Here is a 20743-nt window from a genome sequence, read left to right as displayed (position 1 = left end):
ATGGTGCTGCCACGGCAGTCTTGCTTAAAGATGAAATAAGCGGAGGAACGAAAACCAAACTATAGGAGGAAGAATCGAATGTCAGTTATTTCAATGAAACAATTGCTTGAAGCAGGTGTTCATTTCGGACATCAAACTCGCCGTTGGAACCCGAAAATGAAAAAATACATTTTCACAGAGCGCAACGGCATTTATATTATCGACCTACAAAAAACGGTTAAAAAAGTAGAAGAAGCGTACAACTTCGTAAGAGACTTAGCAGCAAACGGCGGAAAAATTCTTTTCGTTGGTACGAAAAAACAAGCGCAGGATTCTGTGAAAGAAGAAGCAGAACGTTCTGGTATGTTCTACGTGAACCAACGCTGGTTAGGTGGAACATTGACAAACTTTGAAACGATCCAAAAACGGATTAAACGTCTAAAAGAAATCGAAAAAATGGCAGAAGATGGAACGTTTGATGTATTGCCGAAAAAAGAAGTAATCCGCTTGAAAAAAGAATTAGAGCGCTTAGAGAAGTTTTTAGGCGGTATTAAAGAAATGAAACAATTGCCGGATGCATTGTTTGTTATCGATCCTCGTAAAGAGCGTATTGCGGTAGCAGAAGCTCGCAAATTGAACATTCCGATCGTTGGTATCGTTGACACAAACTGCGATCCGGATGAAATTGATTACGTCATCCCAGCAAACGACGATGCGATCCGCGCAGTTAAACTTCTTACAGCGAAAATTGCTGATGCAATTTTAGAAGCAAAACAAGGCGAAGAAGCGGTTGTTGCAGCGGAATAAGCGTGCACCTGAAGAAATGGCGGAAAGGTGATAAGAGGGGAAAGCCTTTTATCACCTTTTTTTGAGACAGAAAATAGCGCAAATGGGCTATACTAAGTGAAGAGCAAACAAAATTTGCGCTGCGAATTTTGTTCATATACATACGCATACATTAAAGGAGGACTCGATTTATGGCAATTACAGCTCAAATGGTAAAAGAGTTACGTGAAAAAACGGGCGCAGGCATGATGGATTGCAAAAAAGCGCTCACGGAAACAAACGGCGACATGGAAAAAGCAATCGATTGGCTTCGCGAGAAAGGGATTGCGAAAGCAGCGAAAAAAGCGGATCGTATTGCTGCGGAAGGTACAACATTCATCGAAGTAGAAGGAAACACAGCGGTTATCGTGGAAGTAAACTCAGAAACAGACTTCGTGGCAAAAAACGAAGGCTTCAAAACGCTTGTAAAAGAACTTGCTGCGCATTTATTGAAAAACAAGCCAGCAACATTAGAAGAAGCGTTACAACAAAAAATGGATAACGGCGCAACAGTAGAAGAGCATATTAATGCGGCTATTGCGAAAATTGGCGAGAAGTTAACGTTACGCCGTTTTGAAATTGTGGAAAAAGGCGACAACGCAGCGTTCGGTGCTTACTTGCACATGGGTGGCCGCATCGGCGTATTGACATTGTTAGAAGGCACAACGGATGAAAACATCGCTAAAGACGTTGCAATGCATATTGCGGCACTTAGCCCGAAATACGTATCACGTGACCAAGTTTCGCAAGCAGAGCTTGACCGTGAGCGCGAAGTATTAAAACAACAAGCACTTAACGAAGGAAAACCGGCAAACATCGTCGAAAAAATGGTCGAAGGCCGCTTAAACAAATTTTATGAAGACATTTGCTTGTTAGAGCAAGCGTTCGTGAAAAATCCAGATATGAAAGTTCGTCAATTTGTTGAAGCAAATGGTGCGACTGTAAAAAGCTTCGTTCGTTACGAAGTAGGCGAAGGAATTGAAAAACGTCAAGATAACTTCGCTGAAGAAGTAATGAACCAAGTAAGAAAGTAATGACCGGAGCAAATAGGGAACACAACCGTGTTCCCTATTTTTAAAGATTAGCTACACGGAGGAATAGCATGAGTAATCCAAAATATAAGCGTGTTGTGCTTAAACTAAGCGGTGAAGCGTTAGCTGGCGATCAAGGATTCGGCATTAATCCAGCCATTATTCAGTCAATTGCGAAACAAGTGAAAGAAGTAGCCGAATTAGGAGTAGAAGTCGCTGTCGTTGTCGGTGGCGGCAACATTTGGCGCGGAAAAACGGGAAGCGAAATGGGCATGGATCGCGCAACGGCAGACTATATGGGGATGCTCGCCACCGTGATGAATTCGCTCGCTTTACAAGACAGCTTAGAGCATCTTGGTGTCGAAACGCGCGTACAAACGTCGATTGAAATGCGTCAAGTCGCAGAGCCGTACATCAGAAGAAAAGCGATTCGCCACCTTGAGAAAAAACGCGTCGTCATTTTTGCGGCTGGAACAGGGAACCCGTATTTCTCAACAGATACGACCGCTGCGTTGCGCGCTGCGGAAATTGAAGCAGATGTCATTTTAATGGCGAAAAATAATGTCGATGGCGTTTATAGCGCAGATCCGAAGGTCGACCAAAATGCTGTCAAATACGATGAACTATCGTATCTTGATGTCATTAAACAAGGACTCGGAGTCATGGATTCGACCGCCTCTTCTTTATGCATGGATAACGACATTCCGTTGATCGTCTTTTCGATTATGGAAGAAGGCAATATTAAACGTGCCGTTCTTGGCGAAAATATCGGAACAATTGTAAGGGGGAAATAATGATGGCAAAACAAGTACTCGCAGCAGCAAAAGAAAAAATGGATAAAGCGATTCAAGCGTTTAGCCGTGAATTAGCAAGCGTTCGCGCGGGCAGAGCCAACCCGGGCTTACTTGAAAAAATCACCGTTGACTACTACGGAATGGCGACACCGATTAACCAGCTAGCGGGCATTCATGTACCGGAAGCGCGCCTACTCGTCATCCAGCCGTACGATAAATCGATTTTAAAAGACATTGAAAAAGCGATTTTAGCTTCCGATTTAGGTTTAACTCCATCGAATGATGGCTCAGTGATCCGTATTACGATTCCGCCGTTAACGGAAGAGCGCCGCCGCGAACTTGTGAAAGTGGTGAAAAAATATTCCGAAGAAGCAAAAGTAGCTGTTCGTAACATCCGTCGTGATGCGAACGATGAATTGAAAAAATTAGAGAAAAATGGCGAAATTACGGAAGATGAATTGCGTGGGTATACAGATGACGTACAAAAAATAACAGACGATCATATCGCTAAAATTGACGCAATTACAAAAGAGAAAGAAAAAGAAATTATGGAAGTTTAATCACCTCATTACACAAAACCCTCTATGTGCCGAGAGGGTTTTTTTGCTATAATGAAAAAGCAACATGAGGTGTATGTTTGACGAAACGGTGGCTTCTTGATTACACTAGCCTCATAAGTGGATGGAAACAATCGAAAAAACGGAGGACTAGGATGTTTAACAAATTTCGGAAAGGTCATAAACCACTTTCTACAGAATATACGAAAGAAGAAGTGTTGCAGCATCCGATTCCAGAACATGTAGCGATTATTATGGACGGAAACGGGCGCTGGGCGAAAAAACGGTCGTTGCCGCGCATTGCCGGTCATTATGAAGGAATGCAAGTCGTTCGGAAAATTACGCGGTTTGCCAATGAACTAGGCATTAAAGTGTTAACGCTCTATGCGTTTTCCACAGAAAATTGGAAGCGTCCGAAGCAGGAAGTCGATTACTTAATGAAGCTTCCAGAACAATTTTTGACGACCTTTTTGCCTGAGCTAATCGAAGAAAACGTCAATGTCCGCGTCATCGGAAATCGCGATCAGCTCCCAGAGCATACGCGTCGGGCAGTGGAAAAAGCGATGGAAGAAACGAAACATAATACAGGGCTTATTTTAAATTTTGCGCTCAATTACGGCAGCCGCCGAGAGCTTACCTATGCGATGCAAGAAATTGCGAAACAAGTGGCGCAAGGTCATTTATCGCCAGAGCAAATTAATGAAGATGTGATCGCTTCGTATTTAATGACAAAAGATTTAAAAGATCCCGATTTATTGATTCGTACAAGCGGTGAAATCCGCCTTAGCAATTTTATGCTTTGGCAACTAGCGTATACGGAATTTTGGTTTACCGATGTGCTTTGGCCAGATTTCACCGAACAACATTTATTACAGGCGATCGTTGAATTTCAGCAGCGCGGTCGCCGGTTTGGAGGAGTTTAAACAAGATGAAGCAACGAATCGTTACAGGAGTGCTTGCCGCTGCGCTTTTTTTGCCGGTTGTTATTTTTGGCGGAATCCCATTTATTCTCGTGACATATGTATTAGCAACGATCGGCTTGTTTGAGTTGTTGCGGATGAAGCAAATGCAGATAGTTTCTCCAGAAGGAATCATGAGCACCTTGTTAGTATGGGGGCTGCTCGCTCGCGAGTCATGGCTTCGCGAGATGCAGCTAACGAAACTAGAAGTGCTTTTGCTCCTCGTTCTTTTATTGCTTGTGTATACAGTGACGACGAAAAATCGATTTACGTTCGACAATGCAGCGTTCGCCATTTTGTCTGCTGTCTATGTCGGTTTTGGGTTCCATTATTTCATGGAAACGCGCTTATCCGGTCTTCACCTCATGTTTTATGCGTTGTTTATCATTTGGGCGACAGATACAGGCGCTTATTTTACAGGACGGGCGTTTGGAAGACGGAAGCTATGGCCTGAGATTAGCCCAAATAAAACGGTCGAAGGCTCGATGGGAGGGACGGTTTGCGCGCTTATTGTCGCCAGCGTTTACCAACTATTTACCCATTCTTTCGCGAGTGTTCCGCTTTTATTCGTGATGACGCTCGTGCTTTCTGCTGTTGGGCAGATGGGCGATTTAGTCGAATCAGCGTTTAAGCGGCATTATGGCGTAAAAGATTCAGGCAACATTTTGCCAGGGCATGGTGGCATTTTAGATCGGTTTGATAGCTTATTATTTATGTTGCCGGTTTTGCATCTTTTCTTAAAAATGATGTAGTGGGAGTGAAAACGTTGAAGTATATTAGTTTATTAGGTGCGAGCGGCTCGATCGGCCAGCAAACGTTGGACGTCATTCGCACGCACCGGGAGGAATTTCGCCTTGTGGCGCTATCGGTCGGAAAAAATATTGCTGCTGCCAAAATGGCGATCGAACAATTTCAGCCGGAACTCGTGGCGGTTGCTGACCTACAAGCGTTTATCGCTCTTCGTGACGAATACAACGGGAAAGTGAACATTGTCGCCGGTGAAGAAGGATTGATCGAAGTGGCCACCCATCCGAAAGCGACCGTTGTCGTGAATGCGGTCGTCGGCAGCATTGGGCTTGTGCCGACATTAAAAGCCATTGAAGCGGGAAAAACGATTGCGTTGGCGAATAAAGAAACGCTTGTCACCGCCGGACATATTGTGACAGAAGCAGCGAAAAAGCATCGTGTTGCCTTGCTTCCGGTAGATAGCGAGCATTCGGCCATCTTTCAATGCTTGCAAGGGGAGCAACCGAAAAATATCGAGAAAATTATTTTAACAGCTTCGGGCGGAAGCTTCCGGGATCGTACTCGCGAGCAGTTGCGCCATGTGACGGTAGAAGAAGCGCTCCGCCATCCGAATTGGGCGATGGGGGCAAAAATTACGATCGACTCGGCAACGATGATGAATAAAGGGCTTGAAGTGATTGAAGCGCATTGGCTCTTTCATTTACCATACGAACAAATTGATGTATTGTTACATAGAGAAAGCATCGTTCATTCGCTCGTCCAATTTCATGACAGCAGCATCATCGCCCAGCTCGGAACGCCGGATATGCGCGTCCCGATCCAATATGCGCTCACCTATCCGGATCGTTTGGAATTAATGGGTGCGAAAAAATTGAATTTGGCAGAAATTGGAACTCTTCATTTCCAAGCAGTTGATTTTGATCGTTATCGTTGTTTACAATTTGCATATGAGGCAGGAAAAACGGGCGGGTCGCTACCGACCGTGTTGAACGCTGCGAACGAGGAGGCGGTTGCTGCGTTTTTAAGCGGACGCATTTCATTTTTAGCGATCGAAGAATTGATTGAACGGGCGTTAGAATGGCATGCGGTGATCAAGCAGCCGACGCTTGAAGACATTCGCGAAGTCGATCAAGAAACACGCCGTTATATCCAGTCACTATTAACATAAAGGGTGGTTGAAAATTTGAATACGTTAAATACGGTTATTGCTTTTGTTGCCATTTTTGGGGCGCTCGTGTTTTTTCATGAGCTTGGGCATTTAATTTTTGCGAAACGGGCCGGCATTTTATGCCGCGAATTTGCGATTGGCTTCGGTCCGAAAGTGTTTTCGTTCAAATGGAATGAAACCGTCTATACGATTCGTCTTCTTCCGTTAGGCGGCTTTGTGCGCATGGCCGGAGAAGATCCGGAAATGATCGAAGTGAAGCCAGGACAAATGGTCGGGCTAGAATTGGATCGTGACGGCAAAGTCAAAAAAATTATTATAAATCATAAAGACGAATATCCGGATGCGAAAATCATCGAAGTCGAGCAAGCGGACTTAGAACACGGCATGTATATTACCGGCTATGAAGACGAGAACGGAGAGCGGTTAGTCCGCTTCTCGATCAGCGAACCAGCCTTTTTTGTCATGGATCACCAAGAAATTCAAATTGCTCCGTACCATCGTCAATTTGTGTCAAAAACACTCGGACAAAGGGCGATGGCGATTTTTGCAGGGCCGTTGGCCAACTTTGTATTGGCGTTCGTTGTGTTCGTGTTGATCGGTTTGTTGCAAGGATATCCGGTCGATAAACCGATCATCGGGGAATTAACGAAAGAAGGAGCGGCACGCGAAGCGGGCTTGCAGCAAGGGGACGTCGTGCTGTCAATCGACAATGAACAGGTGACGACATGGACGAAAGTTGTGGAGATTATTCGCGCGCATCCGGAAGAAAAACTGATGTTTAAAATTCAGCGAGACGGGCAAGTGCTTGATGTCCCGGTGACGCCGGAAGCGAAGCAAATCCAAGGCGAAACGATCGGCTTGATCGGCGTCTATGGGCCGATGGAAAAATCCGTTCTCGGTTCTTTTAAGCAAGGCGCTTTAGAGACGTATTATTGGACAAAGCAAATTGTCGTAGGTCTCGGTCATTTAATTACCGGTCAGTTCTCGCTTGATATGTTGTCTGGTCCGGTTGGAATTGCGGTATCCACCAACAAAGTGGCACAGTCAGGCATTTACTATGTAATGAAATGGGGCGCGATTTTGAGCATTAACCTTGGCATTGTGAACTTGCTGCCGCTTCCTGCATTAGACGGTGGACGTTTGATGTTTTTTGCGATTGAAGCGTTGCGCGGCAAGCCGATTGACCGGCAAAAAGAAGGGATGGTCCATTTTATTGGCTTTGCGTTGTTAATGTTGTTGATGCTAGTCGTTACATGGAACGACATTCAAAAATTTTTCTTGTAAGAGGTGCAATAAAATGAAACAAAGTCAGTCGTTTATTCCAACGTTACGCGAAGTACCAGCAGACGCGGAAGTGAAAAGTCACCAGCTGCTGCTACGAGCTGGATTTATTCGGCAAAGTGCGAGCGGCGTCTATACCTTTTTGCCGCTCGGCCAACGCGTGCTCCAAAAAATCGAAACGATTATTCGCGAAGAAATGAACCGGGCTGGCGCGATCGAGCTGCTAATGCCAGCGCTTCAGCAAGCGGAGCTTTGGCAAGAGTCAGGGCGCTGGTATTCATACGGACCGGAACTTATGCGTTTAAAAGATCGTCATGAGCGCGATTTTGCTCTTGGTCCGACGCATGAAGAGGTGATTACAGCGTTAGTGCGCGATGAAGTGCGAACGTATAAAAAGTTGCCGCTAACGTTATACCAAATTCAAACGAAGTTTCGCGATGAAAAACGCCCGCGCTTCGGCTTGTTGCGCGGCCGTGAATTTATTATGAAAGATGCGTATTCGTTCCATACGTCGAAAGAAAGTTTAGACGAAGTGTATAACAAAATGTACGAGGCGTACTCCAATATTTTCCGCCGGTGTGGCTTAAATTTCCGTGCTGTCATTGCCGACTCGGGAGCGATCGGCGGAAAAGATACACATGAATTTATGGTGTTGTCTGAGATCGGGGAAGATACGATCGCTTATTCGGATGCGTCTGATTATGCAGCAAATATCGAAATGGCTCCTGTTGTGACGACATATGAAAAAAGCGATGAACCGCTTCGCCCATTAGAAAAGGTGCATACGCCGGAGCAAAAAACGATCGAAGAAGTGTCATCGTTTTTACAAGTGACACCGGAAAAATGCATCAAATCGTTGCTGTTTAAAGTAGACGATCGTTATGTGTTAGTGCTCGTTCGCGGGGATCATGAGGTGAATGATGTAAAAGTGAAAAATGTATTTGAAGCATCGGTTGTGGAACTTGCTTCGCCAGAAGAAACGAAAGAAGTGATGAATTGCTCAGTTGGCTCTCTCGGTCCAATCGGGGTGAGAGATTCCGTAACGGTCATTGCTGATTATGCGGTTCAAGCGATTGTCAACGGCGTATGCGGCGCTAATGAAGAAGGATATCATTACACAGGGGTAAACGCTGACCGCGACTTCACCGTTTCACAATATGCGGACTTGCGCTTTATCCAAGAAGGCGATCCGTCGCCGGATGGAAAAGGAACGATTCGTTTTGCGCGCGGCATTGAAGTCGGACACGTCTTTAAATTAGGCACTCGTTACAGCGAGGCGATGAATGCGACCTATCTTGATGAAAACGGCCGCATGCAAACGATGATTATGGGCTGCTACGGCATTGGTGTTTCCCGCTTGCTTGCTGCGATCGCAGAGCAGTTTGGCGATGAGAACGGTCTTGTTTGGCCGGTGTCGGTTGCTCCGTTCCATGTTCATCTCATTTCGATCAATTCGAAAAACGATGAACAGCGCGAGCTTGCGAATGAATGGTACGAAAAATTAGGACAAGCAGGATTGGAAGTTCTTTATGACGACCGTCCGGAGCGTCCGGGCGTGAAGTTTGCCGACAGTGATTTAATCGGAATTCCTGTCCGTGTGACCGTCGGAAAACGTGCCGGTGAAGGAGTTGTTGAATTGAGGGTGCGGCAAACAGGGGAATCGATGGAAGTTCATGTTAACGAATTAGTCGAAACTGTAAAACGTCTATTACAATCGTAATCAACGCATCAGGGGCTGATTCCTTCTTAGGGGCAGCCCTTCTGCTTATTCATTTTATAGAGAGGGGAAAAGATCGACGTCATGTTAACTAGTGAGCAAAAAGAACGTTTTCAAGTGTTGTTGCAGCAACTCGAATTGACGTCTGATGAGATCGTTCCGTATTTTTCAGAAGCAGGCATCCAAAAGCTTGTGATTGAAAAGGAACAACGGTGTTGGCATTTTTACTTTTTATTGCCGAACATTTTGCCATATAACGTATACCAGCTCTTTACTCAAAAGCTGGTTCAAGCGTTTCAGCATATCGCCCATGTTAAACATACGATTCAGACGATGAATCCAGCTTTCACACCGGCAGATGTCCATGATTATTGGTCGCTTTGTTTGCATGAGCTGCAAGGGATTTCTTCTCCGCTCCTTACACTGCTTCACGAACAGCTTCCGCTTGTAAAAGGACATAAGTTGTATATCACGGCGCGCAACGATACAGAGGCGATCGCTTTGAAACGACGGTTTGCGACCAAAATTGCTGAAGTGTACCAATCATTCGGGTTTCCGATGTTACAGTTAGAAACGGAAGTGCAGCAATCTGAGCAAGCGTACGAACAATTTTTAGCGCAAAAGCAGCAAGAAGATGAAGCGCGCGCTTTAGCTGCGCTAGCAGAAATGACAGCGAGAAAAGAACCGGCAGCAGAGGCGGCGCCGGAACCATCAGGACCGCTTGTGATTGGTTACCCGATTCGCGAAGGGGAAGAAGTACGGACGCTTGATAGCATCGTCGAAGAAGAAAAACGGGTAGTCGTCCAAGGGTATATTTTTGAGGCGGAGGTAAAAGAGCTCAAAAGCGGCCGTTCGTTGTTAACATTTAAAATGACCGACTATACCAATTCCATTTTAGTTAAAATGTTCTCCCGCGATAAAGAAGATGCGGCGCTGATGGAAAAGGTTAGAAAAGGCATGTGGGTGAAAGTAAGAGGAAGCGTGCAAAATGATACGTTCGTACGCGACCTTGTACTATTAGCGAACGATGTGAATGAAATCAAGCCGAACGAGCGGGAAGATACGGCGAGCGAAAAACGGGTCGAACTTCATCTGCACACGCCGATGAGCCAAATGGATGCAGTTACATCGGTGACGAGGCTGATCGAACAAGCGAAAAAATGGGGACATCCTGCGATTGCGGTAACGGACCATGCTGTCGTCCAATCGTTTCCAGAGGCGTACAGCGCGGCGAAAAAATACGGCATGAAAGTATTGTACGGCGTCGAAGCGAACATCGTCGATGACGGTGTACCGATCGCTTACAATGAAGCGCATCGTTTGTTAGCGGAAGATACGTTTGTCGTGTTTGACGTAGAGACGACCGGTTTGTCGGCTGTTTATAATACGATCATTGAACTTGCCGCAGTGAAAGTAAAAGACGGGGAAATAATTGACCGGTTTACGTCGTTTGCGAATCCGCATCATCCGCTATCGATTACGACGATCGAATTAACTGGGATTACTGATGAGATGGTGAAGGATGCTCCGGATGTGGAAGAAGTGTTGCGTAAGTTTCACGAATGGATCGGCGACAGCGTCCTCGTTGCCCACAACGCCGGGTTTGACATCGGTTTTTTAAACGCTGGGTTGAAAAAAATCGGCATTCCGCGGGTAACGAATCCGGTGATCGACACGCTTGAGTTAGCAAGATTTTTATATCCAGAATTAAAAAATCATCGCTTAAATACGCTTTGTAAAAAGTTTGACATTGAACTAACGCAACATCACCGGGCGATTTATGATGCAGAGGCGACCGGGCATTTGCTCATGCGGATGCTGAAAGATGCGCAAGAAAAAGGAATGTTGTATCACGACGAATTGAATGAACGTTCCCGTCAAGAAACGGCTTACCAGCGTTCGCGTCCGTTCCATGTGACGTTGCTTGCGCAAAACGAAGTTGGGTTAAAAAATTTGTTTAAACTTGTTTCATTAGCGCACGTTCAATATTTTTACCGCGTGCCGCGCATTCCGCGTTCCGTTTTACAGCAACACCGTGAAGGAATTTTAGTCGGTTCCGGCTGCGATAAAGGCGAAGTATTTGACAATATGATTCAAAAAGCGCCGGAAGAAATGGAAGAGATCGCCAAGTTTTACGACTTTCTTGAAGTGCATCCGCCGGCCGTGTACAAGCCGTTAATTGAGATGGATTATGTAAAAGATGAAGCGATGCTGAAAGAGGTTATTCGCAATATCGTATTGTTAGGGGAGAAGTTAAATATTCCTGTCGTGGCGACTGGAAACGTCCATTATTTGAATCCGGAAGATAAAATTTACCGAAAAATACTTATTCATTCGCAATCGGGTGCTAATCCGCTCAATCGCCATGAACTGCCGGATGTGTATTTTCGCACGACGAATGAAATGCTTGAGGCGTTTTCGTTTCTTGGGGAAGAGAAGGCAAAAGAGATTGTTATAACGAATACGCAAAAAATTGCTGATTCGATTGAAGATGTGAAGCCGATTAAAGATGAGTTATACACGCCGCGCATTGAAGGAGCAGACGAAGAGATTCGCGAAATGAGTTACCGGCGTGCGAAAGAAATATACGGCGATCCGCTGCCGGAGATTGTCGAGAAGCGTTTGGAAAAAGAGTTAAAAAGCATTATCGGCCATGGTTTTGCTGTTATTTATTTAATTTCCCACAAACTCGTTAAAAAATCGCTCGACGACGGCTATCTTGTCGGTTCGCGTGGATCGGTCGGTTCATCGTTTGTCGCAACGATGACGGAGATTACGGAAGTCAATCCGCTTCCACCGCATTACGTGTGCCCGAACTGCAAACACTCCGAATTTTTCAATGACGGTTCGGTCGGTTCAGGTTTTGACTTGCCGGACAAAGATTGTCCGAAGTGCGGAACGAAGTATAAAAAAGACGGGCACGACATTCCGTTTGAAACGTTCCTCGGCTTTAAAGGAGATAAAGTGCCAGATATTGACTTGAATTTCTCCGGCGAATATCAGCCACGCGCCCATAACTATACGAAAGTGTTGTTCGGGGAAGACAATGTGTATCGGGCGGGAACGATCGGCACAGTGGCCGATAAAACGGCGTACGGATTTGTCAAAGGGTATGCAAGCGACCACAATTTAGAACTTCGCGGGGCGGAAATTGACCGGCTTGCGGCGGGATGCACCGGTGTGAAACGGACGACCGGACAACATCCAGGCGGCATTATCGTCGTTCCGGATTACATGGACATTTATGATTTTACGCCGATTCAATATCCGGCTGATGCGACGAACGCGGAATGGCGGACGACGCATTTTGATTTCCATTCCATCCATGATAATTTATTAAAGCTCGATATTCTCGGCCACGACGATCCGACGGTCATTCGCATGCTACAAGATTTAAGCGGTATCGATCCGAAAACGATTCCGACGGATGATCCGGAAGTAATGAAAATTTTCAGTGGGACGGAATCGCTCGGCGTCACTCCGGAACAAATTATGTGCAACGTCGGGACGCTTGGCATTCCAGAGTTCGGTACGCGCTTTGTCCGTCAAATGTTAGAAGATACAAAACCAAAAACGTTTTCTGAACTCGTACAAATATCGGGACTTTCGCACGGAACGGACGTATGGCTTGGCAATGCACAAGAGTTGATTCAAAACGGAATTTGCACGCTGTCGGAAGTAATCGGGTGCCGCGACGATATTATGGTGTATTTAATTTACCGCGGCCTTGAACCGTCGTTAGCGTTTAAAATTATGGAATCCGTCCGCAAAGGAAAAGGACTAACGCCAGAATTTGAAGAAGAAATGCGCAAACACGACGTACCAGAATGGTACATCGAATCATGCAAAAAAATTAAGTATATGTTCCCTAAGGCGCACGCCGCTGCGTACGTTTTAATGGCGGTGCGCATTGCGTATTTCAAAGTCCATCATCCATTGCTATATTATGCATCATATTTTACAGTGCGCGCGGAAGATTTCGATTTAGATGCGATGGTGAAAGGATCGGCAGCGATTCGCAAACGCATCGAAGAAATTAACGCTAAAGGGTTGGATGCATCAGCTAAAGAGAAAAACTTGCTGACTGTATTAGAAATTGCGCTTGAGATGTGCGAACGGGGATTCTCATTTAAAAATATCGATCTGTATCGCTCGCAAGCGACGGAATTTGTCATCGATGGCAATTCGCTCATCCCGCCGTTTAATGCGATTCCGGGACTCGGGGAGAACGTGGCGTTGAGCATCGTTCGCGCCCGCGAAGAAGGCGAATTTTTATCAAAAGAAGACTTGCAGCAGCGCGGAAAAGTTTCAAAAACGATTTTAGAGTACTTGGAAAGCCGTGGCTGTCTTGATTCCTTGCCGGATCACAACCAACTTTCTTTGTTCTAGGACGTGCGACCAGTTGAAAAATATTTTCCAATATGTTATAGTTTTAGGGGAAATGGTGAAGATAATCGGTAAGAGAAGAGTGGGGAAACCCACTCTTTCGCATTGATTGGATATGTTTCCCGCGATTGAGCAGGTGATTTTCCAAAGCGATTTTCTCGAAGTGTAGGAGGGGGAAAATGAGCAAAAAGGTAACAGAAGTCGTAGAAGAACTAGTTACACCGATCCTTGACGACATGAACCTTGAATTAGTCGATATTGAATATGTAAAAGAAGGTAAAAATTGGTTTTTGCGTGTATTCATTGACTCGGAAGAAGGCATCGATATTGAGCAATGCGGTGTTGTCAGCGAAAAATTAAGTGAAAAATTAGACGCTGTTGACCCGATTCCATATAACTATTTTTTAGAAGTATCTTCGCCGGGAGCGGAACGGCCGCTAAAGAAAGCTGCGGATTTCGAACGGGCCGTCGGAAAAAATGTATACATTAAAACATATGAACCAATTGAAGGAGAAAAAGAGTTCGAAGGCGAATTGACGGACTTTGACGGCCAAACGGTAACCGTTACGGTAAAACAAAAAACGCGCAAAAAGTCGATTCACATTCCATACGAAAAAATTGCAAGCGCAAGGCTTGCCGTGATCTTTTTTTAATGGGTAAACGCTTGAAAAGGGGGATTTTCGTTTCATGAATACGCAATTATTAGATGCGTTAGCTGCGCTTGTGAAAGAAAAAGGCATTAGCCAAGATGTGCTCGTCGAAGCGATCGAAGCGGCCATTATTTCAGCTTATAAACGCAATTTCGGTCAAGCGCAAAATGTGCGCGTCGATTTCAACATCGAAACAGGCTCGATTCGGGTATTTGCACGAAAGGAAGTCGTCGAAGAAGTATACGACTCCCGCTTAGAAATTTCGCTCGATGAAGCACGTCTCATCAATCCGAACTATCAAGTAGGCGATGTCGTTGAGCTGGAAGTGACACCAAAAGATTTCGGCCGTATTGCCGCACAAACAGCGAAACAAGTCGTCACGCAACGGGTACGCGAAGCAGAACGGGGAGTCATTTACGCGGAATTTATGGACCGTGAAGAAGACATTATGACAGGAATTGTCCAACGTGTTGACCCACGCTATGCGTATGTCAGCCTCGGCAAAGTAGAAGCATTGCTTCCAGTCAGTGAACAAATGCCAAATGAAACATACAAACCGCACGACCGCCTGAAAGTGTATATTACAAAAGTAGAAAAAACGACAAAAGGTCCGCAAATTTTTGTTTCTCGTACGCACCCTGGCCTACTAAAGCGCCTTTTTGAACTAGAAGTACCAGAAATTTATGACGGAACAGTGGAAATTAAATCGATTGCTCGCGAAGCCGGAGACCGGTCGAAAATTTCTGTCCACTCTGACAATCCAGAAGTCGACCCTGTCGGTGCTTGTGTCGGGCCAAAAGGGCAGCGCGTTCAAGCGGTCGTTGATGAGTTAAAAGGCGAAAAAATCGACATCGTCCGTTGGTCCGATGATCCAGTGGAATTTGTCGCAAACGCTTTAAGTCCAGCGAAAGTGCTGCGAGTCATCGTCAACGAAGCAGAGCGGGCGACAACGGTTATCGTCCCAGATTATCAGCTATCTTTGGCGATCGGAAAACGCGGACAAAACGCCCGGCTGGCGGCGAAATTAACGAACTGGAAAATCGACATCAAAAGCGAGTCGGAAGCAAAACAGTTGGGAATTGCCTACGAGCCGACCAGTTTATTTGATTCTTTAGATACATTGATGAATAATGAAGATGGAAACAGCCTGACATTCGATTTACCGGAAGAAGAAATCGAGTGAGGGGTGAACGGGATGAAGAAAATTCCAATGCGGAAATGTGTCGTAACGGGCGAAATGAAGCCGAAAAAAGAAATGATTCGCATCGTTCGCTCGAAAGAAGGAGAAGTTTCGATTGACCCGACCGGTAAAAAAGCTGGCCGCGGTGCATACATCACCTTAAATAAGGAATGCATTTTGCTCGCAAAAAAGAAAAAAGTATTAGCACATCACTTAAAAGCGGAAATTAGCGATTCCTTGTACGATGAACTGCTTCAACTAGCGGAAAAGGAGACCGGAGCAAACGATGGGAAATAAATGGGCATCGCTACTTGGGCTAGCGAATCGAGCTCGCAAAATCGTTTCCGGCGAAGAATTTGTCGTAAAAGAGATTCGCAGCGGGAGAGCGAAACTCGTCATTTTATCGGAAGACGCATCGGCCAATACGCGCAAAAAAATTCAAGATAAATGCACGTCATACGAAGTTCCGTTGCGTCAAGCGCCTGATCGCTATACGCTTGGGCAGGCGATCGGCAAGGACGCTCGGGTAGTCGTCGCCGTCATCGACGAAGGATTTGCGAATAAGTTAATGACGATGTTCGACGTATCATTGTGGGGGTGAATCTATGTCTAAAATCCGTGTATATGAATACGCGAAAAAAAATAACGTTTCCAGTAAAGACATCATTCATAAATTAAAAGAAATGAATATCGAAGTTTCTAATCATATGGCGACACTTGAACCGGAAGTTATCGAAAAACTCGATCATACGTATAAAAAAACCGAACCAGCGAAAAAAAATGAACCGAAACTGCCAGTAAAAGAAAAACAAAACGTCACGGTTAAACCGAAAGGGCTAGTCCCTGATTTTGACGACGAAGAAGAAGTGATTACGACAAAAGTGCCAATTAAAAAAGCGGTAACGAAAAATAAGGAAGGAAAAAAACACGACTTGCAAATCCAACAAAAAGAAAAGAAAATTTTCACAAACAAAAAGAATAAAAAACAAAAAGGACACGAAGCACCGCAACAAGAAGTGCAAAAGAAAAAAGAGAAAGAGCTTCCGAAAAAAATTACGTTTGAAGGTTCGTTAACCGTTGCTGAGTTGGCTAAAAAATTGGGAAAAGAGCCGTCCGAAATCATTAAAAAACTGTTTATGCTCGGCATTATAGCTACCATTAACCAAGATTTAGATAAAGATGCAATCGAACTTATTTGCTCAGACTACGGCGTTGAAGTAGAAGAAAAAATCGTCATCGACGAAACCGACTTCGAATCGTTAGAAATTGTCGACGACCCGGCTGATTTAGTCGAACGGCCACCGGTTGTCACGATCATGGGCCACGTTGACCACGGAAAAACAACGCTTCTTGACTCGATCCGCAACTCGAAAGTGACCGAGCAAGAAGCGGGGGGCATTACGCAACATATCGGTGCTTACCAAGTAATGGTCAACAATAAAAAAATCACCTTCTTGGATACGCCTGGTCACGAAGCGTTTACGACGATGCGGGCAAGGGGAGCGCAAGTCACAGATATCGTTATTCTAGTTGTGGCCGCAGACGATGGCGTCATGCCGCAAACAGTCGAAGCCATCAACCACGCGAAAGCGGCGAATGTGCCAATTATTGTCGCGGTGAACAAAATCGACAAACCAACGGCGAATCCAGACCGCGTCATGCAAGAATTAATGGAATATAACCTCGTTCCAGAAGAGTGGGGCGGCGATACGATTTATTGCAAACTATCAGCGTTAACGGGAGAAGGCATTGACAACTTATTAGAAATGATCCTTCTCGTCAGCGAAATGGAAGAACTAAAAGCGAATCCAAACCGCCGGGCAATCGGAACGGTCATTGAAGCAAAACTCGACAAAGGCCGCGGGCCTGTAGCAACATTGCTCGTTCAGGCAGGAACGTTGCATGTCGGCGATCCGATTGTCGTCGGAAGCACATACGGCCGCGTGCGGGCGATGACGAACGATGTCGGCCGTCGCGTAAAAGAAGCAGGACCGTCAACGCCGGTCGAAATTACCGGTCTTAACGACGTACCACAAGCGGGCGATCGCTTCATGGTCTTTGAAGACGAGAAAAAAGCGCGACAAATCGGGGAAGCACGCGCGCAAAAACAATTGCTTGAGCAACGCAGCGTCAAAACGCGCGTCAGTCTTGATGACTTATTCGAAAAAATTAAGCAAGGCGAAATGAAAGAATTAAACATTATCGTCAAAGCCGATGTGCAAGGATCAGTCGAAGCGCTCGTTGCGGCATTACAAAAAATTGATATCGAAGGTGTGCGCGTGAAAATTATCCATTCCGGTGTTGGCGCGATTACGGAATATGATATTATGCTCGCTTCCGCCTCAAATGCCATTGTCATCGGCTTTAACGTTCGCCCGGATGCGAACGCCAAACGGGTGGCGGAATCAGAAAAAGTCGACATCCGTTTACATCGCATCATCTACAAAGTGATTGAAGAAATCGAAGCTGCGATGAAGGGGATGCTTGACCCTGAATACGAAGAAAAAGTGATTGGGCAAGCGGAAGTTCGGCAAACGTTTAAAGTATCAAAAGTGGGCACGATTGCGGGTTGCTATGTGACAGACGGAAAAATCACGCGTGACAGTAGCGTGCGCCTCATTCGCCAAGGTGTTGTCGTTTACGAAGGACAAATCGACACATTAAAACGCTTCAAAGACGACGTCAAGGAAGTGGCGCAAGGATACGAATGCGGCGTGACGATCAAAAACTTCAACGACATTAAAGAAGGCGATGTCATTGAAGCGTATATTATGCAGGAAGTCGAGCGTAAATGATCGGCTATGTCGAATGTGAATGCCTTATTTACGATGCGCAATCATTAAAAGAAAAAAGAGCCGTGTTGCAACGAATAATCACACGGCTCCAACAAAAATATAATATATCAGTAGCCGAAATCGATTATCAAAATGTATGGCAACGGACCAAACTAGGCCTTGTCGCCATTACGTCTGAACGGACAGCGACCGAAAAAGAGCTGTACCGAGCGTTAGAGATGATCGATTCTTTTCCGGAAATCGAACGGACGGTTACAACATTTGAGTGGCTTTAATCGAGGTGATGATGATGAGTTTGCGAGCTACGCGTGTTGGTGAACAAATGAAAAAAGAATTGAGCGATATTATCGGGCGCAAACTTAAAGACCCGCGCATCGGTTTTGTAACGGTCACCGATGTTCGTGTAACAGGCGATTTGCAGCAGGCAAAAGTGTACATTAGCGTGCTCGGCGATGAAGAAGAGCGACAAAACACACTAAAAGGCTTAGCGAAAGCAAAAGGGTTTATCCGCTCAGAAATCGGTCAGCGCATTCGTCTGCGTAAAACTCCAGAAATTTATTTTGAAATTGACGAATCAATCGATTACGGAAACCGCATTGAATCGTTAATTCGACAAATTTCTCAAGAACATAACAAAGAGGAATAATGGATAGACGTGCGGTCTATCCATTTCCATTATCCAAAGAAGTTTTATACAGTGGTTGCCGTCTAGAATCGAGCGGGAAAGAGGTGTGACAATGGACGGGGTATTATTGTTACATAAGCCGGCAGGGATGACATCGCACGACTGCGTATCTCGAATTCGCCGCCTACTACATATGAAAAAAGTTGGTCATACAGGAACGCTTGACCCTGACGTTTCGGGAGTATTGCCCATTTGTGTTGGCAAAGCGACAAGAATTGCCGAATTTTTAACGGGAGCAACGAAAACGTATGAAGGAGAAGTCACGGTAGGGATTGCGACAACGACGGAAGATGCTTCCGGAGAAATCGTTGCAACGAAACCGATTGACCGGACGATCACGCGCGAGGAAATCGAGTTTGTGTTCCAACAGCTGACAGGTGACATGATCCAAACACCACCGATGTATTCAGCGGTCAAAGTGAACGGGAAAAAATTGTACGAATACGCCCGTGCTGGAATAGCGGTGGAAAGACCGTCACGGTTAGTTACGATTCACGAACTCACTTTATTGGATGAGCGGGAAACCTTTTCAGGCGACACAGTGTCTTTTCGCTTCCGGGTGACATGCAGCAAAGGAACATACATTCGCACATTGGCGGTCATGATCGGGGAGCGGCTCGGGTACCCAGCGCATATGTCTTATTTAATTCGGACAGCATCCGGATCCTTTACACTCGATCAATGTGTCACGTTTGCAGAAATCGAAAAGCAAGTGGCTTGCGGAGAAGTGGAAAACCTACTTATCCCTATTGAAAAAGCGCTTTTTCATTTGCCGAAATATCAAATACATGATAAAGTAGCAGAGAAAGTAAAAAACGGTGCGGTTTTACCTCTCCCATCTTTATTACATTCGATCGAAGGACCGATTTTAATGATCAATGAAAAAAATGAAGCGGTCGCTCTTTATAGCAAACATCCGGCAAAACCACATCTCATCAAACCGCTGAAAGTGTTTCGGTGAGGATAAGGGCGAAAGACAGAAGGTGAAAACAAAATGAAAACGCGATTTATTACGCATCCGCATCATCTGAAAAAAGAAGATTTTCCGCCAACGGTCATGGCGCTAGGCTATTTTGACGGTGTCCATCTCGGCCATCAGCAAGTGATTCAAACGGCGGTTCAAATAGCGGCTGAAGCAGGCTATAAAAGTGCGGTCATGACGTTTCACCCGCACCCTTCGGTCGTGCTTGGAAAGAAAGAACAACACGTTCAGCTCATTACGCCGCTCCAAGAAAAAGAACGGCTCATTGCCGAGCTAGGAGTCGACTACTTATACATCGTAGAATTTACACCTTCGTTTGCCGAACTTCTTCCGCAACAATTTGTCGACCAGTATATGATCGGTTTTCACGTGAAACATGTGGTCGCTGGTTTTGATTTTACGTATGGACGTCTCGGAAAAGGAACGATGGAAACACTCCCGTTTCATTCACGCGAACAATTTACGTATACGACCGTTCCAAAGTTAGCGCGGAATGGAGAAAAAATCAGCTCGACGTACATTCGACAGCTGTTAAAAAACGGCGATGTACACCAACTTCCTAATTTGCTCGGTCGTTTTTATACGGTGAAAGGCACTGTTGTTGACGGTGAAAAACGCGGACGAACGATCGGCTTCCCAACGGCGAACATTGAACTTGCCGATGATTATCTTTTGCCAGCGTTCGGCGTATATGCGGTGAAAATTCATATTGGAAAAGAAGCATACAACGGTGTATGTAACGTCGGATACAAACCGACGTTTCATGCCGAACGCCACGGACAGCCACATATCGAGGTGCACATTTTTGACTTTGCCGACGATATTTATGGGCAAACGGTCACGATCGAATGGCACAAACGACTGCGCAGCGAACAAAAATTTTCAAGCATTGAACAATTAGTAAAGCAAATTGAGCGCGATCAAGAACAAGCAAAAGCATATTTTCGAAATTTAAGCGAAAAAACTTGCATTTTGCCGCGAAAAGATGTATTCTAATAACTGTATGC

The 20743-nt window shown here is 45.4% G+C and carries 19 protein-coding genes; all 19 read left to right on the top strand.

Annotated elements, in window-relative coordinates; all coding sequences use genetic code 11:
- The first annotated feature begins 78 nt into the window (after positions 1–78).
- The 19 genes from rpsB to ribF all read left to right on the top strand — a co-directional run bounded on the left by rpsB (position 79) and on the right by ribF (position 20732).
- On the top strand, positions 79–786 hold the full coding sequence (rpsB, locus tag M4I42_RS07525) for a 30S ribosomal protein S2 (RefSeq protein ID WP_268851594.1): 708 nt from the start codon (positions 79–81) through the stop codon (positions 784–786).
- 170 nt (positions 787–956) lie between these two features.
- Positions 957–1838 carry a translation elongation factor Ts gene (gene tsf, locus M4I42_RS07520; protein ID WP_268851593.1) on the top strand — a complete coding sequence of 294 codons (882 nt, stop codon included), beginning with the start codon at positions 957–959 and terminating at the stop codon, positions 1836–1838.
- A gap of 68 nt (positions 1839–1906) precedes the next feature.
- On the top strand, positions 1907–2629 hold the full coding sequence (gene pyrH / locus M4I42_RS07515) for a UMP kinase (RefSeq protein WP_268851592.1): 723 nt from the start codon (positions 1907–1909) through the stop codon (positions 2627–2629).
- Positions 2630–2631: 2 nt separating this feature from the next.
- Positions 2632–3189 carry a ribosome recycling factor gene (frr, locus tag M4I42_RS07510; RefSeq protein ID WP_268851591.1) on the top strand — a complete coding sequence of 186 codons (558 nt, stop codon included), beginning with the start codon at positions 2632–2634 and terminating at the stop codon, positions 3187–3189.
- Positions 3190–3341: 152 nt separating this feature from the next.
- Entirely contained in the window at positions 3342–4109 is a 768-nt protein-coding gene (locus M4I42_RS07505) for an isoprenyl transferase (protein WP_268851590.1), read from the top strand.
- A 5-nt stretch (positions 4110–4114) separates the two neighbouring features.
- Positions 4115–4897 (top strand): phosphatidate cytidylyltransferase, encoded by a 783-nt coding sequence (locus tag M4I42_RS07500; RefSeq protein ID WP_268851589.1) that lies wholly within the window; start codon positions 4115–4117, stop codon positions 4895–4897.
- A 14-nt stretch (positions 4898–4911) separates the two neighbouring features.
- Positions 4912–6060 (top strand): 1-deoxy-D-xylulose-5-phosphate reductoisomerase, encoded by a 1149-nt coding sequence (gene dxr, locus M4I42_RS07495; protein WP_442864084.1) that lies wholly within the window; start codon positions 4912–4914, stop codon positions 6058–6060.
- 15 nt (positions 6061–6075) lie between these two features.
- A complete protein-coding gene (gene rseP, locus M4I42_RS07490; protein WP_268851587.1) occupies positions 6076–7344 on the top strand; it encodes an RIP metalloprotease RseP in 1269 nt (422 codons plus the stop codon).
- A gap of 13 nt (positions 7345–7357) precedes the next feature.
- Positions 7358–9061, top strand: coding sequence for a proline--tRNA ligase (locus M4I42_RS07485; protein WP_268851586.1), 1704 nt, complete (start codon positions 7358–7360; stop codon positions 9059–9061).
- 81 nt (positions 9062–9142) lie between these two features.
- On the top strand, positions 9143–13447 hold the full coding sequence (locus tag M4I42_RS07480; RefSeq protein ID WP_268851585.1) for a PolC-type DNA polymerase III: 4305 nt from the start codon (positions 9143–9145) through the stop codon (positions 13445–13447).
- Positions 13448–13623: 176 nt separating this feature from the next.
- The gene (rimP, locus tag M4I42_RS07475) at positions 13624–14097 is read left to right on the top strand and encodes a ribosome maturation factor RimP (protein ID WP_268851584.1); all 474 of its coding nucleotides are present in this window, start codon (positions 13624–13626) and stop codon (positions 14095–14097) included.
- Between the two features lie 34 nt (positions 14098–14131).
- Positions 14132–15277 (top strand): transcription termination factor NusA, encoded by a 1146-nt coding sequence (gene nusA / locus M4I42_RS07470; protein ID WP_268851583.1) that lies wholly within the window; start codon positions 14132–14134, stop codon positions 15275–15277.
- Between the two features lie 12 nt (positions 15278–15289).
- Complete coding sequence (gene rnpM / locus M4I42_RS07465) at positions 15290–15571, top strand: RNase P modulator RnpM (RefSeq protein ID WP_442864083.1); 282 nt, start codon at positions 15290–15292, stop codon at positions 15569–15571.
- Positions 15561–15875 (top strand): YlxQ family RNA-binding protein, encoded by a 315-nt coding sequence (locus M4I42_RS07460; protein ID WP_268851581.1) that lies wholly within the window; start codon positions 15561–15563, stop codon positions 15873–15875. The genes rnpM and M4I42_RS07460 overlap by 11 nt, the downstream gene beginning before the upstream one ends.
- A 4-nt stretch (positions 15876–15879) precedes the next feature.
- Positions 15880–18069 (top strand): translation initiation factor IF-2, encoded by a 2190-nt coding sequence (gene infB, locus M4I42_RS07455; protein ID WP_268851580.1) that lies wholly within the window; start codon positions 15880–15882, stop codon positions 18067–18069.
- Complete coding sequence (locus tag M4I42_RS07450; protein WP_268851579.1) at positions 18066–18344, top strand: DUF503 domain-containing protein; 279 nt, start codon at positions 18066–18068, stop codon at positions 18342–18344. Before infB ends, M4I42_RS07450 begins: the two co-directional genes overlap by 4 nt.
- 14 nt (positions 18345–18358) lie before the next feature.
- Entirely contained in the window at positions 18359–18715 is a 357-nt protein-coding gene (gene rbfA, locus M4I42_RS07445; protein WP_268851578.1) for a 30S ribosome-binding factor RbfA, read from the top strand.
- 91 nt (positions 18716–18806) lie between these two features.
- The gene (gene truB, locus M4I42_RS07440; RefSeq protein WP_268851577.1) at positions 18807–19715 is read left to right on the top strand and encodes a tRNA pseudouridine(55) synthase TruB; all 909 of its coding nucleotides are present in this window, start codon (positions 18807–18809) and stop codon (positions 19713–19715) included.
- 33 nt (positions 19716–19748) lie between these two features.
- Positions 19749–20732: a bifunctional riboflavin kinase/FAD synthetase gene (gene ribF / locus M4I42_RS07435; RefSeq protein WP_268851576.1), complete on the top strand. Its 984-nt coding sequence runs from the start codon at positions 19749–19751 to the stop codon at positions 20730–20732.
- The last annotated feature ends 11 nt before the right edge of the window (positions 20733–20743 follow it).

This window comes from Anoxybacillus sp. J5B_2022, assembly GCF_026847645.1.
GTDB lineage: Bacteria > Bacillota > Bacilli > Bacillales > Anoxybacillaceae > Anoxybacteroides.
The sequence above is the reverse complement of the archived record's forward strand: the minus strand, read 5'-3'. Positions and strand labels throughout refer to the sequence as shown.